At 65.0% G+C, this 14,866-nt stretch carries 14 protein-coding genes; 11 read left to right on the forward strand and 3 right to left on the reverse strand.

Going from position 1 to position 14,866, the window contains the following annotated elements; all coding sequences use genetic code 11:
• The gene (gene glmU, locus AB2B41_RS05935; RefSeq protein ID WP_367876833.1) at nucleotides 1–1,353 is read right to left on the reverse strand and encodes a bifunctional UDP-N-acetylglucosamine diphosphorylase/glucosamine-1-phosphate N-acetyltransferase GlmU; all 1,353 of its coding nucleotides are present in this window, start codon (nucleotides 1,351–1,353) and stop codon (nucleotides 1–3) included.
• 127 nt (nucleotides 1,354–1,480) lie between these two features.
• On the opposite strand from glmU, the gene AB2B41_RS05940 reads away from it, so the two are divergent.
• The 5 genes from AB2B41_RS05940 (at nucleotide 1,481) to AB2B41_RS05960 (ending at nucleotide 6,765) form a co-directional block, all read left to right on the forward strand.
• The gene (locus AB2B41_RS05940) at nucleotides 1,481–2,158 is read left to right on the forward strand and encodes an HAD-IA family hydrolase (RefSeq protein ID WP_367876834.1); all 678 of its coding nucleotides are present in this window, start codon (nucleotides 1,481–1,483) and stop codon (nucleotides 2,156–2,158) included.
• On the forward strand, nucleotides 2,155–3,402 hold the full coding sequence (locus AB2B41_RS05945) for a DegT/DnrJ/EryC1/StrS family aminotransferase (RefSeq protein WP_367876835.1): 1,248 nt from the start codon (nucleotides 2,155–2,157) through the stop codon (nucleotides 3,400–3,402). Before AB2B41_RS05940 ends, AB2B41_RS05945 begins: the two co-directional genes overlap by 4 nt.
• Before the next feature lie 345 nt (nucleotides 3,403–3,747).
• Entirely contained in the window at nucleotides 3,748–4,911 is a 1,164-nt protein-coding gene (locus tag AB2B41_RS05950; RefSeq protein ID WP_367876836.1) for an acyl-CoA dehydrogenase family protein, read from the forward strand.
• A 4-nt stretch (nucleotides 4,912–4,915) separates the two neighbouring features.
• Nucleotides 4,916–5,251 (forward strand): hypothetical protein, encoded by a 336-nt coding sequence (locus AB2B41_RS05955; protein WP_367876837.1) that lies wholly within the window; start codon nucleotides 4,916–4,918, stop codon nucleotides 5,249–5,251.
• Nucleotides 5,252–5,304: 53 nt separating this feature from the next.
• Nucleotides 5,305–6,765, forward strand: a complete 1,461-nt coding sequence (locus tag AB2B41_RS05960) for an AMP-binding protein (protein ID WP_367876886.1) — start codon at nucleotides 5,305–5,307, stop codon at nucleotides 6,763–6,765.
• 29 nt (nucleotides 6,766–6,794) lie between these two features.
• Here AB2B41_RS05960 and AB2B41_RS05965 read toward each other — a convergent pair whose 3' ends face one another.
• On the reverse strand, nucleotides 6,795–7,391 hold the full coding sequence (locus AB2B41_RS05965; protein ID WP_367876838.1) for an OmpW/AlkL family protein: 597 nt from the start codon (nucleotides 7,389–7,391) through the stop codon (nucleotides 6,795–6,797).
• A gap of 154 nt (nucleotides 7,392–7,545) precedes the next feature.
• Between AB2B41_RS05965 and AB2B41_RS05970 the strand changes: the two genes are divergently transcribed.
• The 6 genes from AB2B41_RS05970 to AB2B41_RS05995 all read left to right on the forward strand — a co-directional run bounded on the left by AB2B41_RS05970 (nucleotide 7,546) and on the right by AB2B41_RS05995 (nucleotide 14,088).
• Complete coding sequence (locus tag AB2B41_RS05970) at nucleotides 7,546–9,150, forward strand: carboxyl transferase domain-containing protein (protein WP_367876839.1); 1,605 nt, start codon at nucleotides 7,546–7,548, stop codon at nucleotides 9,148–9,150.
• 60 nt (nucleotides 9,151–9,210) lie between these two features.
• Nucleotides 9,211–9,624, forward strand: coding sequence for an ASCH domain-containing protein (locus AB2B41_RS05975; protein ID WP_367876840.1), 414 nt, complete (start codon nucleotides 9,211–9,213; stop codon nucleotides 9,622–9,624).
• Nucleotides 9,625–9,679: 55 nt separating this feature from the next.
• Nucleotides 9,680–11,629: an acetyl/propionyl/methylcrotonyl-CoA carboxylase subunit alpha gene (locus tag AB2B41_RS05980; protein ID WP_367876841.1), complete on the forward strand. Its 1,950-nt coding sequence runs from the start codon at nucleotides 9,680–9,682 to the stop codon at nucleotides 11,627–11,629.
• Nucleotides 11,626–12,291 (forward strand): glutathione S-transferase family protein, encoded by a 666-nt coding sequence (locus AB2B41_RS05985; RefSeq protein ID WP_367876842.1) that lies wholly within the window; start codon nucleotides 11,626–11,628, stop codon nucleotides 12,289–12,291. Before AB2B41_RS05980 ends, AB2B41_RS05985 begins: the two co-directional genes overlap by 4 nt.
• Before the next feature lie 155 nt (nucleotides 12,292–12,446).
• Nucleotides 12,447–13,313 carry a hydroxymethylglutaryl-CoA lyase gene (locus AB2B41_RS05990; RefSeq protein ID WP_367876843.1) on the forward strand — a complete coding sequence of 289 codons (867 nt, stop codon included), beginning with the start codon at nucleotides 12,447–12,449 and terminating at the stop codon, nucleotides 13,311–13,313.
• Complete coding sequence (locus AB2B41_RS05995; protein ID WP_367876844.1) at nucleotides 13,306–14,088, forward strand: crotonase/enoyl-CoA hydratase family protein; 783 nt, start codon at nucleotides 13,306–13,308, stop codon at nucleotides 14,086–14,088. Before AB2B41_RS05990 ends, AB2B41_RS05995 begins: the two co-directional genes overlap by 8 nt.
• A gap of 16 nt (nucleotides 14,089–14,104) precedes the next feature.
• Here AB2B41_RS05995 and AB2B41_RS06000 read toward each other — a convergent pair whose 3' ends face one another.
• On the reverse strand, nucleotides 14,105–14,776 hold the full coding sequence (locus AB2B41_RS06000; protein WP_367876845.1) for a hypothetical protein: 672 nt from the start codon (nucleotides 14,774–14,776) through the stop codon (nucleotides 14,105–14,107).
• Between the last annotated feature and the right edge of the window lie 90 nt (nucleotides 14,777–14,866).

A 14,866-nucleotide genomic window follows, 5' to 3' on the forward strand; every position in this document is an offset into this window, starting at 1 on the left:
TCAGCTGCCTCGCTGCATTTGGGCCTTCTTGGCCTTTAACATTTCGAACAATTTTCGGGCCATGCCGGGTTTCTCGACCTGTGGCGCGCGCGCCAGCGCCAGCGCGTGCGGCTCCACGTCCGAGGTGATGACCGACCCGCTGCCTGTCAGCGCACCGTCGCCAATCGTGACGGGTGCGACCAGCATGGTATTCGACCCGATGAAGGCACCCGCGCCGATGTGGGTGTGATGCTTCATCACGCCGTCGTAGTTGCAGGTGATGGTGCCCGCGCCGATATTCGCACCGGCTCCGACGAAGGCGTCGCCGATGTAGCTGAGGTGGTTGACCTTGGCGCCTTCGGCGATCTGGGCGTTCTTGATCTCGACGAAGTTTCCGATGCGCACGTCTTCGGCCAGTTCCGTACCGGGGCGCAGGCGGGCATAGGGGCCGATGATGTCGCCCCGCGCGACGTGGCAGCCTTCGAGGTGCGAAAAGGCGCGGATCGTGGCACCGGATTCCACCGTCACACCGGGGCCGAAGAAGACATTGGGTTCGACCACCGTGTCGCGGCCGATGACGGTGTCACGGGCGAGGAACACGGTTTCCGGCGCGATCAAGGTCACCCCGTCCTCCATAATGGCGGCGCGGGCGCGGGCCTGGAAATCGGCCTCGGCGGCGGCCAGTTCGGCGCGGGAGTTGATGCCCAGCGTCTCCCATTCGGCACAGGTCACGGCGGTGGCCGACTGGCCGCGCGCACGGGCGATGCCGATGACATCGGTGAGGTAGTATTCCTGCGCGGCGTTTTCGTTGCCCACAGCATCGACCAGATCGAAGAGCAGGTCGGCCTTGCAGGCGACCACGCCCGAGTTGCACAGTGTGATCGCGCGCTCGGCCTCGGTGGCGTCCTTGAACTCCACGATCCGTTCGAGCGTTTCCCCTTCCATGACCAGCCTGCCGTAGCGGGCGGGGTCTTTCGGCTCAAAGCCCAGCACGACAACATCGTGGCTGGCAAGCGCGTCCTGCATCCGCTCCAGCGTCTCGGGCTGGATGAAGGGGGTGTCGCCATATAGAACCAGCGCCATTCCTTCGAAGCCTTCCAGCGCCGGGCGTGCCTGAGCGACAGCATGAGCGGTGCCGAGCTGTTCGGTCTGCTCGACGACCTTGGTCGTCACGTCGTATTCCAGCGTGGCCGCGCGCACCGCCTCGGCACCGTGGCCTGCCACGACCACGCGGATCATGGGATCAAGCGTGGCGCCCGCGGCCAGCGCGTGCATCAGCATGGGCGCGCCGGCGATCGGGTGAAGAACCTTGGGGATATCCGAATTCATCCGCGTGCCTTTGCCTGCGGCGAGGATGATCAGGGCAGTTTGCATGGTCTACTCGTTCATATTTCTTCCGTTCTCTTTACGCGCTTGGCACGGCGGCGCAAGTCTGGCAGGGATCAAACAAGGTTGCGAGTTGCAACAAGGACGGGCGGGGTTTCGCCCAAGGGAGTACCGGGTGAAGACGGTTGTATTCGATCTGGACGGGACGCTGGCCGATACCAGCGGCGATCTGATCGCCGCCGCAAATGCCTGTTTCCGGGACATGGGGGCTGGTAATTTGCTGGACCCTTTGGCCGACGCCGGGACCGCCCTGCGTGGCGGCCGCGCGATGCTGCGGCTGGGGATCGAGCGGCTGGGCCGGGGCGGGGATGTGGCGACAATCGACGCCTATTATCCGCGGCTGCTGGAGGCTTATGCGGCGGATATCGACCGGCACACGGTGCTCTATCCCGGTGCGATGGAAGCGGTGGAGGTGCTGAAGTGCCAGGGCTTTGGCGTGGCGATCTGCACCAACAAGCCCGAGGGGCTGGCCGACACGCTGCTGCGTCGATTGGGCGTGCGCGATGCCTTCGACGCGATGCTGGGGGCCGACACGCTGACGGTGCGCAAGCCGGACCCGGAGCACCTTTTCGAGACCGCGCGGCGTGCGGGTGGGCATCCTGACAAGTGCCTGCTGATCGGCGACAGCGACACGGACCGCAAGACGGCGCGCGCGGCGGGGGTGCCGTGCGTGCTGGTGACTTTCGGACCTGCGGGCGGCGATATGGCTGCGCTCGAGCCGGAGGCGCTGCTTGACAGCTACGCCGACCTGCACGGTATCGTCGTGGAGCTGATCGGGGAGGCGCGGCAATGACGGAAGTGTTCAAGGGCAGTTTCACCCAGCAGGAGCCGATCCCCGAAGAGGCGATCGAGGCGGCGGTGGCGGTGATGCGCTCGGGGCGGCTGCACCGCTACAACACCGCGCCGGGCGAGATCGCCGAGACGGTGTTGCTGGAGCAGGAGTTCGCGCCACAGATGGGGGCGAAGTACTGCCTCGCCGTGGCCTCGGGCGGTTATGCCATGGCGACCGCATTGCGCGCGGTGGGTGTCAAACCCGGTGACCGGGTGCTGACCAATGCCTTCACGCTTGCCCCCGTGCCGGGGGCCATTGCCGCCGTCGGGGCGGTGCCGGTTTTCGTCGGCGTGACCGAGCAGTTGGTGATCGACCTCGATGATCTGGCGGCCAAGGCGGAACAGGCGAGGGTCCTCCTGCTGAGCCACATGCGCGGGCATCTGGCGGACATGGAAGCGCTCATGGGCCTTTGCGATGCCTCCGGCATCACGGTGATCGAGGATTGCGCGCACACCATGGGGGCCGCGTGGAAAGGCGTGCCCTCGGGCACGCAGGGCAAAGTTGGCTGCTATTCCTGCCAGACCTACAAGCATGTGAATTCGGGCGAGGGCGGGCTTTTCATCACCGACGACGCGGAGGTGGCGGCGCGGGCGGTGATGTTGTCGGGGTCCTACATGATGTATGAACGGCATCTGGCGGGACCACCGAAAGAGGCCTACGAGACCATCCGCTATGAAACCCCCAATATCTCGGGCCGCATGGACAACCTGCGCGCCGCGATCCTGCGGCCGCAATTGCGGCAGCTTGATGCGCAGCGCGAGAAGTGGAACGCGCGGTATTACGAGATCGAGAGGGGGCTGCGGGATACGCCAGGTCTGACCGTGATCGAGCGGCCGGAGGAAGAGACGATCGTCGGCTCTTCCATTCAGTTCCTGCTGAAGGGCTGGCGCGGGGCGGAAGTACAGGAGGTGGTTGGCCGGTGTCTCAAGCGCGGGGTGGAGCTGAAATGGTTCGGGGGCGCGGAGCCCGTCGGTTTTACCAGCCGCTACGACAGCTGGCGCTACGTCGATGCGCCCCGAATGCCCGCGAGCGATGCGGTGCTGGCGGGGATCATTGACATGCGGGTGCCACTGACGTTCTCGCTGGAGGATTGCGCGCTGATCGCCCGGATCATCAGGGCGGAGGTCAGCGCGGTATATCAGGGGGCGATGGCTCATCGCCCCCCTGACGGGGGCTCTTCGCCTGTCGGGACGAAAGCGTTTTAGGTCTTTTCCTGTGGCCGGTGTCGCGAGCGCTGCGGGACCCACCATCTCAGAGATTGACCCGCCCTTGATTGATCCCCTGTCTGGCAAAGCGCTGCCGTCTCCCCAAGAAAAATAGCGGTCTCCCGCAAGCGGGTCCCTCCGCGATTTTTCTTGGCAAGCCGCCATCGCTCCGCCCGAAAGGGTCTCAAGCAAGGGCGGCTCCATCTCAGAGAGTGATCAGGGCAACCTGCGCACGGGGCGGGGCGAACTGCCGCGCGTTGGCGCAGTGGGGAATCGTTGACCGGGCGGCCGGGCTGCGCTAGGTAATGAACAAGTGTTCATTAAATCGGTCTGAGGGAGAGGGCGATGTTCACCGCCACCATGAAATTCGATCTGGGCGAAGATGTCGAAGCGATGCGCGAGATGGTGCACCGCTGGGCGCAGGAGCGTGTCCGGCCCTTGGCTGCCGATATCGACCGCAAGAATGAGTTTCCCGCACCGCTCTGGACCGAGATGGGGGAGCTGGGCCTTCTTGGCATGACGGTGCCCGAAGAATACGGCGGATCGGGCATGGGCTATGTCGCCCATACGGTGGCGGTTGAGGAAATCGCGCGGGCCTCCGCCTCGGTGTCGTTGTCCTACGGCGCGCATTCGAACCTTTGCGTGAACCAGATCAAGCTGAACGGCACCGAGGAGCAGCGTCAGAAGTTCCTGCCCAAGCTCTGTTCCGGCGAGCATGTGGGCGCGCTGGCCATGTCGGAGCCCTCGGCGGGCAGCGATGTGGTGTCGATGAAGCTGCGGGCCGAGAAGCGGAACGATCACTACCGCCTCAACGGCAACAAGTACTGGATCACCAACGGGCCGGATGCGCAGACGCTGGTGGTCTATGCCAAGACCGATCCCGATGCCGGATCGAAGGGGATCACCGCCTTTCTGATCGACAAGGACATGAAGGGATTTTCGACAAGTCCGCATTTCGACAAGCTCGGCATGCGCGGCTCGAACACCGCCGAGCTGATCTTTGAGGATGTCGAGGTGCCCTTCGAGAACGTGCTGGGCGAGGAGGGGCGCGGGGTGGCCGTGCTGATGTCCGGTCTCGATTACGAGCGCGTGGTGCTGGCGGGGATCGGCCTTGGCATCATGGCCGCCTGTCTGGACGAGATCATGCCCTACATGGTCGAACGCAAGCAGTTCGGTCAGAGCATCGGAAATTTCCAGCTGATGCAGGGCAAACTGGCCGATATGTACACCGCCATGAACTCGGCGCGCGCCTATGTCTATGCGGTGGCGGCAGCCTGCGACCGGGGTGATGTGACGCGGCAGGACGCGGCGGCCTGCTGTCTTTATGCCTCGGAACAGGCCATGGTGCAGGCGCACCAGGCGGTGCAGGCCATGGGCGGCGCGGGGTATCTCAGCGACAATGCCGTGGGCCGTATCTTCCGCGATGCCAAGCTGATGGAGATCGGCGCGGGCACCTCGGAAATCCGGCGCATGCTGGTGGGGCGCGAGATGATGGCGGCGATGGGCTAGGCCCGTGCCGCGCTGGCTCTGGTGGGCGCCATTCTGGCTCTTGCTCCTGGGCTTTGCGCTGCTCTGGCTGCGGTACGGCTGGCGGGTGGCCAGCATCACGGAGACGGATGTGATCAACCACTATGCGGAACGCTATGTCGAGGAACGGGGCGGCGACGCCAGCGTGACCGACTGCGTCGCCGATCCCGGGCGCGCCTTTGCGGGCATCTGGTTGGTCGTCAGCTGCACGCCAAAGGGTGCCGTGGCCGGGGATTCGGTGGATTACTTCGTCAACCGGCTGGGCGGGCTGGAAAATATGGGCAAGCCGGGGGGCGAGACCCCGTTGGGGCCGCGGACGTGAACCTGCCGGGGCTGGATAAGTCTGGGCGCTGGGTGATACCAGCGCGGCTCAACATGGCGGCGCAGTGTCTGGCGCATCCGGAGGGGCAGACGGCGATCATCGATGTGAGCGGTGAGACGCGGCGCGACGTGACCTACGGGGATCTGGGGCATATGACCGATGATCTGGCGCGCGCCCTGCTGGCGCGGGTGCGCCCGAGCGACCGCGTGGGCGTGTTGCTGAGCCAGTCGCCGTGGTGCGCGGCGGCACATCTGGCGATCTGGAAAATCGGCGCGATATCAGTGCCTTTGTTCAAGCTCTTCAAGCAGGACGCGCTGGCGTCACGGGTGGGCGACGCGGAATGCGGGATTGTCCTGACCGATGCCGAGGGGGCGGCCTTGCTGGGCGATCTGGCCGAGGCATGGCTGGCGGATGAGGTCGGTGTCGCGGGTGATCCGGTCGCATATGCGGACACGGGCCCCGAAGACCCGGCGGTGCTGATCTATACCTCCGGCACAACCGGCAGCCCAAAAGGCGCGCTGCACGGGCACCGGGTGCTGACGGGGCATCTGCCCGGCGTGGCGATGAGCCACGATCATCTCGGCCAGCCCGGCGATTGCCTCTGGACGCCTGCCGACTGGGCCTGGATCGGCGGGCTGTTCGACGTGCTTATGCCGGGGCTCGCGCTGAGGGTGCCGGTGGTTGCGGCGCGGATGCCGAAATTCACCGTTGAGGGCTGTCAGGACGTGGTCCGCCGGGGCGGTGTGCGTAACGTGTTCTTTCCGCCGACAGCGCTGCGGATGCTCAAGGCGGCGGGGGCCGAGGTGCCGGGGCTGCGGTCGGTCGCGAGCGGCGGAGAGCCGCTGGGGGCCGAGATGCTGGCCTGGGGGCGGCGGGCTTTTGACCTCGATATCAACGAGTTCTACGGTCAGACGGAATGCAACATGGTGGCCTCGTCCTGCGGTGTGGATTTCCCCGCGCGGCCCGGGTGCATCGGCAAGGCCGTGCCGGGGCACGAGGTGGCGGTGGTCGATTCGGACGGTCAGCCGACCGACACCGAAGGTGATGTGGCGATCCGGCGGGGATCGGCCTCGATGCTACTGGAGTACTGGAAAAGGCCCGAGGCGACGGCCGAGAAATTCCGGGGCGATTGGCTCATCACCGGCGATCGCGGCATCTGGGAAGGCGATTACCTGCGGTTCGTCGGGCGCGAGGATGACGTGATCACCTCCGCCGGCTACCGGATTGGCCCTGCGGAGATCGAGGATTGCCTGCTGACCCATCCCGCCGTGGCGACCTGCGGCGTGGTGGGCAAGCCCGATGCGCTGCGGACCGAGATCGTCAAGGCCTATGTGGTGCGCAAGGACGGGGCTGAAGTCACGGCTCAGGAGCTGCAGGATTGGGTCAAGGAACGGCTCGCAAGCTATTCATATCCCAGAGAGATCGCCTTTCTCGAGGCCCTGCCGATGACGGTGACGGGCAAGGTGATCCGCAAGGAGCTCAAGGCGCGGGCGCGGGCGGAGGCTGCGTCGTGATGCAGCCTGCCGCGTTTTTCATACCTTCCTCAGAACTGAATCAGATAGGTAAGGCTCACCACCACCGGGTCGATCTCGGCGGTGCCGATGTCTACGCCATCGAGGCTGACGTCGCTGTCGACATCCATCCAGCGCACATTGGCACGCAGCGCGGCTGTGGGGCTGAGTTCGTAATCGATACCGGCCTGCACGGACAGGCCGAAGCTGTCGTCCAACTCGATCGTGCCCAGCGGCGATTGCTCCTCGAAGAAGGTGACGTAGGTGATGCCCGCGCCGACATAGGGCCTGACCGCCGAGTTGGTGGGGAAGTGATAGTTGAGCGACAGGGTGGGCGGCAGGTGCTTGGTGCTGCCTGCGTATCCGACACCGGCAATATCGACGTCATGCTCGAAAGGTGTGGATGCCAGCAACTCGATGCCGAGGTTGTCGCGGATGAAGTATTCGGCGGTGAAGACGGGGCGCAGGTCATCACCGACGTCTGCTGCACCACCGGCGAGCGTGCCGTTTCCGGATTTCGGCATCACCGATCCGAGACCCAGACCAAGCGTCCAGTCGCCCTGAGATTGGGCGGCGGCGGAGGTGGCACCGAGTGCGGCGAGAAGGATGACTGCGATACTGCTTCGCATGACTTTTCTCCTGTCTTGAATGATGCGCCTATTCTACGCCGCAGTGCAGTATCTCGGAATGATCTGGGTCAATTCGACCCTGCAAACCTGGCGGAATTGACTGACTTTATTATTGCCCGCGCATACAAGCGCCGCGCGGCTTGAGAGGACCATTATGAAACTGACGTCGCAGATCATCCCCTCATCCGAGACCTTCAAGGCCAACAAGGCCGCCCATCTCGAAGCCCTCGCGCAGATCGAGGAAGCCGCGGAGGCGGCCGCTTTGGGAGGCGGTGAGAAATCCCGCGCGCGGCACGTGAGCCGGGGTAAAATGCTGCCGCGCGAGCGGGTGGCGAACCTGCTCGATCCGGGCTCGCCTTTCCTTGAGGTGGGCGCGACGGCGGCGCATGGAATGTACGGCGGCGACGCGCCCTGCGCGGGTGTGGTGGCGGGCATCGGTCGGGTGCAGGGGCACGAGGTCATGGTGGTCTGCAACGACGCCACGGTGAAGGGTGGCACTTACTACCCGATGACCGTCAAGAAACACCTGCGCGCGCAGGAGATCGCCGAGGCGAACCATCTGCCCTGCGTCTATCTTGTCGACTCCGGTGGTGCAAACCTGCCCAATCAGGACGAGGTTTTCCCCGACCGCGATCATTTCGGCGCGATCTTCTATAATCAAGCGCGGATGAGTGCGAAGGGCATTCCTCAGATCGCCGTGGTGATGGGCTCATGCACGGCGGGCGGGGCCTATGTGCCCGCCATGTCGGATGTGACGATCATCGTGAAGGAGCAGGGGACGATCTTCCTCGCCGGACCCCCGCTGGTAAAGGCAGCGACCGGGGAAGTTGTTTCGGCCGAAGACCTTGGCGGCGGCGATGTGCATACGCGGCTCAGCGGTGTGGCGGACTACCTGGCGGAAGACGACGCCCATGCGCTGGCCTTGGCGCGGCGGGCTGTTGCACAGCTCAACCGGACCAAGCCTGTCACCGTCCAGTGGGAAACGCCCGAAGACCCCGCCTATGATCCCGCCGAAATCCTAGGTGCCGTGCCTGCGGACCTGCGCACCCCTTACGATATCCGCGAGGTCATCGCGCGGCTGGTCGATGGCTCGCGCTTCGACGAGTTCAAGGCGCGCTTTGGCGAGACGCTGGTCTGCGGTTTTGCCCATCTCAAGGGCTGTCCCATCGGGATCATCGCCAACAACGGTGTGCTGTTCTCCGAGGCGGCGCAGAAGGGCGCGCATTTCGTGGAATTGTGCAGCCAGCGCCATATCCCGCTGGTTTTCCTCCAAAACATCACCGGCTTCATGGTGGGCCGCAAATACGAGAACGAGGGCATCGCGCGGCACGGGGCCAAGATGGTGACGGCGGTGGCCACGACCAATGTGCCCAAGATCACCATGCTGGTTGGCGGCTCTTTCGGGGCGGGCAATTACGGGATGGCGGGCCGCGCCTATCGGCCCCGGTTCCTCTGGACCTGGCCCAACAGCCGCATCTCGGTGATGGGCGGCGCGCAGGCGGCGGGCGTGCTTGCCACCGTCAAGCGCGAGGCGATGGAACGCGCTGGGCAGGAGTGGTCCGCGGAAGAAGAAGCCGCCTTCAAGCAGCCCACCATCGATATGTTCGAAGAACAGTCGCACCCCCTTTACGCATCCGCCCGGCTCTGGGACGATGGGATCATTGATCCGCGCAAAAGCCGGGATGTTCTCTACCTCAGCCTCTCGGCGAGCCTGAATGCACCGATAGAGCCGACGAAGTTCGGCGTCTTCCGGATGTAGGCGCCGCGCAATCCGAAGCGCTGCTCGGGAGGGCGGCCCAGTCGATGAAGGAGAATACCGATGATTTCAGTCCCCGATGCCCTGGCCCGTTTTCCGGGGTCGACCACATTCACCTTTGACGAGAGCCATGAATTGAACGTCCGGATCCTGCGCCTTGTCGCCAGCGGCTTCAAGACGGTCAGCTGCGACGCGGTCGTCAATTACGAGAAACGCGGCGCGAGCCTGCCTGAACCGGGTCGCGTGGATATCGCTCTGCACAACAACGGCCTGCCGGTGCTCGCCGTGCGCACGATCTCGGTCGACATGGTCCGGTTCGACGAGATGACCGAGGACCTCGTCATGGAGCAGGGCGCTTTCCGCGATCTCGCGCACTGGCGCGAGGAAATCGAGGCGCAACTGACCGAGGCGGGCGTCTTCGAGCCCGGTGTGATGATGGTGGTCGAGAGGATCGAGGTCGCTGACCGGTTCATGTAGCGTCTGACCGCCCAGCCTGTCCCGACGAATGAAAGTATCAAAAAGGTAAAGCCAGATGTTCGACACGATCCTGATCGCCAACCGGGGCGAGATTGCCTGCCGGGTGATGGAGACCGCGCGCGCCATGGGCGTGCGCACTGTTGCGGTCTATTCGGATGCCGATGCGGGGGCGAAACATGTCGCCATGGCGGATCGTGCCGTGCACATCGGCGGTTCGGCCCCGGCAGAGAGCTATCTGAGGGGCGATGTGATCATTCAGGCGGCGCTCGACACGGGCGCGCAGGCGATCCATCCGGGCTACGGGTTCCTGTCGGAGAACCCGGATTTCGTGGAAGCGGTGGAAAAGGCCGGGCTTACGTTCATCGGTCCGTCGGCCAAGGCGATCCGCGCCATGGGGCTGAAGGATGCGGCCAAGGCGCTGATGGAAAAGGCCGGTGTGCCGGTGGTGCCGGGTTATCACGGGGCGGATCAGGACGACGGGCTTCTGGCCAAGCAGGCCGAGACCATCGGCTATCCGGTGCTCATCAAGGCCGTTGCGGGCGGTGGCGGCAAGGGGATGCGGCTGGTTGAGAAGGCGGGCGATTTTACAGCGGCGCTGAAGAGCGCGCGCTCCGAGGCGCAGACCGCTTTCGGCAACCCGGACGTTCTGGTCGAGAAATTCGTGGCCAAGCCGCGGCACATCGAGGTGCAGGTCTTTGGCGATGGCGCAAAGGCGGTACATCTTTTCGAGCGCGACTGCTCGCTTCAGCGGCGGCACCAGAAGGTGATCGAGGAAGCCCCGGCACCCGGCATGACCGAAGAGATGCGCGCGGCCATGGGGGCCGCCGCCGTGCGCGCGGCGGAAGCCATTGGCTATGCGGGCGCGGGCACGGTGGAGTTCATCGTGGACGGCTCGAAGGGGCTGAGCCCTGACGGGTTCTTCTTCATGGAGATGAACACGCGGCTTCAGGTGGAGCATCCCGTTACGGAAATGATTACTGGCGTCGACCTTGTCGAATGGCAGCTTCGCGTAGCGGCAGGAGAGCCCTTGCCCGCCCGGCAGGAGGACCTGTCGATCAACGGCCACGCCTTCGAGGCGCGACTCTACGCCGAAGATGTGCCAAAAGGTTTCCTGCCTGCCACGGGCACACTGACCCATCTCAGTTTCACCCCCGAAACACGCGCCGATTCAGGCGTGCGGGCGGGCGATACGATCTCACCCTTCTATGATCCGATGATCGCCAAGGTGATCGTCCATGGTGCGACCCGCACCGTGGCCCTCTCGAAACTGCGCGCCGCCCTTGCGGGCTGCGAGGTGGGTGGCACGGTGACGAACCTGGCCTTCCTCGGGGCTTTGGCCGCGCACGCTGGGTTCTCCAGAGGCGACGTCGATACAGGGCTCATTGCGCGGGATATCGACGCGCTGACCGTCACGCCCGAGATCGCGCCGCGCCACGCGGCACTGGCGGGCATGGCGGCGCTGGGGCTGCTGGAAACAGATGCCGAGACCGGGTTCCACCTCTGGCGTCCCCTGCGGCGGCAGGTTGTGCTGCGCTGGGGCGGGGAGGAGCATCTGCTGAAGGTCCGTGTGCTCTCGTCAGATGAACAGATCTGGACCGTGGGCGAGGACGAGGTGCGTGCCGAACGCCGCGCCGGCCGCTGGGTGATCGGCGGGCAAAATGCGGCGAATGTGGCGCGGGCGGGCGATGTCATCACCGTATTCGAGGGCTACGGGTTGGTCTTTGACGTGGTCAACCCACTCGACCGCGCCGCAGGGGCGGCTGGCGACGGCAACGTCATCGAGGCCCCGATGCCCGGCCTTGTACGCAGCGTCGAGGCAAAGGTCGGCCAGCAGGTCGCCAAGGGCGACCGCCTTGCGGTGCTGGAGGCCATGAAGATGGAGCACGCGCTTCTCGCCGCCCGCGACGGCGTGGTGGCCGAGGTGCTGGCCGCCGAGGGCGACCAGGTCGAGGCGGGGGCGGCCCTCGTCCGGCTGGAAGCGGAAGAGGCGGAGGCCGCCGCATGATCGTTCTGCACCACTGCCCGCAGACACGATCCATGCGCACGCTCTGGCTGCTGAATGAGCTGGACATCGACTTCCAGGTCAAGCTGCACGCCTTCGACAAGAGCCTGCGCGCGCCGGAGTACCTGTCGCTCTCGCCCGCAGGCCGCGTGCCCGCGCTCGAGATCGAGGGCGAGCGGATGTTCGAGACGGGTGCGATCACCGAATACCTCTGCGAGCGTTTCAGCCCGGACCGTCTTGGCCGCAGCCCCGGCGCGCCCGACCGCATGGCCTGGCTGGTCTGGGTGCATTTCGCCGAGACCATCAGCCAGCACACCGCCGCGCTCACACAGCAGCACGTGGCGCTGCGCGAGGACCACATGCGCAGCCCCATCGTGATGAAGCTTGAGGCCGCGCGCATTGGCAAATGCTACGACGCGATTGAGGCGCGGCTCTCGACGCCGGTTGAGAACCGCGACTACCTGCTGACCTCTGGGTTCTCGGCGGCGGATATCTCGGTGGGGCAGGCGGTCTATATGTCCCGGTTCTTCGTAAAGCTCGACAATCATCCGGCCGTTGCGGATTGGTACGAGCGGATCACGGACCGCCCGGCCTTTCAGAAGTCGCTTCCCAAAGGCGACGGAATCTACGACCGTGATTTCTATGCGCCCTGGCCGGTCGAGTGAGGCGGGTGTGGGGCCGGAGTTGTATTGTAAAGATGAAGCCGGGGGTGGCGCATGAGTCTGGGACCGTGTGAGATATTTGAGGGTGAAGGCCGTCCTGGAAACGGGCAAGTGGCGCGTTTCAGGCCTGAACGGGCGGAGCCTACAGGGGACATGCGATGAGTTTGGGACCATGTGAGATATTCGAGGTTGGCCCGCGCGACGGGCTGCAAAACGAGGCGCGGAAAATCCCCGTAGCCGAGAAGGTGGCGCTGGTTGACAGGCTGAGCGACGCAGGCTTTCGCCGCATCGAATGCGCGTCGTTCGTCAGTCCGAAGTGGGTGCCGCAGATGGCGGGATCGGCGGAGGTGCTGGCTGGGATCAGGCGCGCCGAGGGCACGCGCTATGCGGCGCTGACGCCCAACATGCGCGGCTACGAGGACGCGTTGAAGGCGGGGGCGGATGAGATCGCGGTCTTCGGTTCGGCCTCGGAAGGGTTCAGCCGCAAGAACATCAACGCCAGCATCGCCGAGAGCCTCGAGCGGTTTCGGCCTATTCTCGAAAAGGCGCGGCACATCGACCTGCCGGTGCGCGGTTATGTCTCCTGCGTCGTGGAATGCCCCTATGACGGGCCGGTGGCCCCTTCGGCGGTGGCCGAGGTGGCGGACAAGCTTTTCGCCATGGGCTGCTACGAGATATCGCTGGGCGACACCATCGGGGCGGGGACGCCCGACAAGATCGCGCGGATGCTGCTTGCGGTGCGCGACGTCGTGCCGGCGGGGCGGCTTGCGGGGCATTATCACGACACCCATGGCCGGGCGATGGCCAATATCGACGCCTCCTTGTCGATGGGGGTGCGGGTCTTTGACGCTGCCGTGGGCGGTCTGGGCGGTTGTCCCTATGCGCCGGGGGCCGCGGGCAACGTGGCGACGGAGGCGGTGAACAGGCACCTTTCCGCTTTGGGCTATGACACCGGGCTCGATCAGACCGTTCTGGAAGAGGCGGCCGAAATGGCACGCGCGATGCGAGGCATGGCGGATGTTTGAGACGATCACGGTTGAGACCGATAACCGGGGCGTCGCTACGGTGATGCTGAACCTGCCCGAGAAACATAACGCCATGTCGGCGCAGATGCTGGCCGACCTCACGGCGGCGGCGGGGCAACTGGCGTCGGATGACGCGGTACGGGTCGTTGTGCTGACCGGCGCGGGCAAGTCTTTCTGTGCCGGTGGTGACCTCGGCTGGATGCGCGCGCAACGCGACATGGACGCCGGGACACGCTCGGTGGAGGCGGGGAAGCTTGCCGCGATGCTGGGGGCGCTCAACCGCCTGCCGAAACCTCTGATCGGAAAGGTGCAGGGCAATGCCTTCGGTGGCGGTGTCGGCATGGCCAGTGTCTGCGATGTGGCGATTGGGGTCGACAGCCTGAAAATGGGCTTCACCGAAACGCGACTCGGGATCATCCCGGCCACCATTGGCCCTTACGTGATTGCCCGCATGGGCGAGGGCAGGGCGCGCCGCGTCTTCATGTCCGCGCGCCTGTTCGGAGCGGCAGAGGCGGTGGATCTTGGCCTGCTCGCCCGTGCCGTGCCTGCGGAAGAATTGGACGCGGCGGTCGAGGCGGAGGTCGTACCCTATCTCAGTTGCGCCCCCGGTGCTGTTGCGGCGGCCAAGCAGTTGGCACTCGACCTCGGCGGCGCGGCCACGCGCGAGGCGGTCGAGATGTCCATCGCGGCACTGGCAGAGCGTTGGGAGACGGAGGAAGCCGCCGAGGGGATCGGGGCGTTCTTTGAAAAGCGCAAGCCGCGCTGGATGGTCTGAGCTTCGAGGCCATTCTTCAAAACAGCAGCGGCAGCCGCAATGTCCCCCAGATCACGTGCCAGAACAGGTAGAAAGCGAGCCTGAGGCCGATCATCGCGGCAAAGCCGAGGCGCAGAAACAGCCAGACTTGCGCTGCGCTGATCAAGGTAACATTGCCGAAGACCAAGATTGCCTGGATCGTGAGGCCGCCGGAGAAAGCCGCCTGAAACAGCGGTTCCGTAAGGACGGCGGGCAAAACAAGCAGTACCCTGGGCCGCCTTTGCGCGCTCAAGGCGGCGGCCGCGGCAAGGGGGACGAGGTGAAAGACCACCTCCGCGACCATCGCGATGGCAGGATAAAAGAGCAGCGACCGCGGCAAGACCACATGCGTATCGCGCGGGAAAGGGTGGAGCAGATCAATCGCGATGGGCGGCAAGGCAAGAAATGCACCGAGCGGCAGGAGCCAAAACGCAGTTCTTGCCCTAAGCGACCTTGTTTGTTTGCCAAAACGCGCGCGGATGTACCGGAGGAGAGGTAGACCCAGAACGGACGCGATGACCACCGTGGGCAGGAGGGGAATTGCACCGATACCCGGCAGGGAATCCTGGGCATAAAGCACAGAGAACAGAGCCGCGCATAAACAGGCGGCCGCGGCGAAGGCATGATAGGCGCGGTGTTGGAAACGTGGCAGGTGTTCAGTGCGCATCATTGCATGGTAGCGGCGTCAGTTACCGCAGCCTTGAGACGCGTCAATTCCGGCTTGTGCAATTCTTCCGAAGGGCAATCGGACCTTCCTCGC

The sequence above is a fragment of the Sulfitobacter sediminis genome, from assembly GCF_040811725.1.
Taxonomy (GTDB): Bacteria; Pseudomonadota; Alphaproteobacteria; order Rhodobacterales; family Rhodobacteraceae; genus Sulfitobacter; species Sulfitobacter sediminis.

What these genes read in the sequence shown, in the direction of transcription:
- AB2B41_RS05965 (WP_367876838.1), bottom strand. Translation starts at nt 7,391, where the DNA reads ATGCGAAGCAGTATCGCAGTCATCCTTCTCGCCGCACTCGGTGCCACC.
- AB2B41_RS05995 (WP_367876844.1), top strand. Translation starts at nt 13,306, where the DNA reads ATGTTTGAGACGATCACGGTTGAGACCGATAACCGGGGCGTCGCTACG.
- AB2B41_RS05945 (WP_367876835.1), top strand. Translation starts at nt 2,155, where the DNA reads ATGACGGAAGTGTTCAAGGGCAGTTTCACCCAGCAGGAGCCGATCCCC.
- AB2B41_RS05975 (WP_367876840.1), top strand. Translation starts at nt 9,211, where the DNA reads ATGATTTCAGTCCCCGATGCCCTGGCCCGTTTTCCGGGGTCGACCACA.
- AB2B41_RS06000 (WP_367876845.1), bottom strand. Translation starts at nt 14,776, where the DNA reads ATGATGCGCACTGAACACCTGCCACGTTTCCAACACCGCGCCTATCAT.
- glmU (WP_367876833.1), bottom strand. Translation starts at nt 1,353, where the DNA reads ATGCAAACTGCCCTGATCATCCTCGCCGCAGGCAAAGGCACGCGGATG.
- AB2B41_RS05990 (WP_367876843.1), top strand. Translation starts at nt 12,447, where the DNA reads ATGAGTTTGGGACCATGTGAGATATTCGAGGTTGGCCCGCGCGACGGG.
- AB2B41_RS05950 (WP_367876836.1), top strand. Translation starts at nt 3,748, where the DNA reads ATGTTCACCGCCACCATGAAATTCGATCTGGGCGAAGATGTCGAAGCG.
- AB2B41_RS05980 (WP_367876841.1), top strand. Translation starts at nt 9,680, where the DNA reads ATGTTCGACACGATCCTGATCGCCAACCGGGGCGAGATTGCCTGCCGG.
- AB2B41_RS05985 (WP_367876842.1), top strand. Translation starts at nt 11,626, where the DNA reads ATGATCGTTCTGCACCACTGCCCGCAGACACGATCCATGCGCACGCTC.
- AB2B41_RS05960 (WP_367876886.1), top strand. Translation starts at nt 5,305, where the DNA reads ATGGCGGCGCAGTGTCTGGCGCATCCGGAGGGGCAGACGGCGATCATC.
- AB2B41_RS05970 (WP_367876839.1), top strand. Translation starts at nt 7,546, where the DNA reads ATGAAACTGACGTCGCAGATCATCCCCTCATCCGAGACCTTCAAGGCC.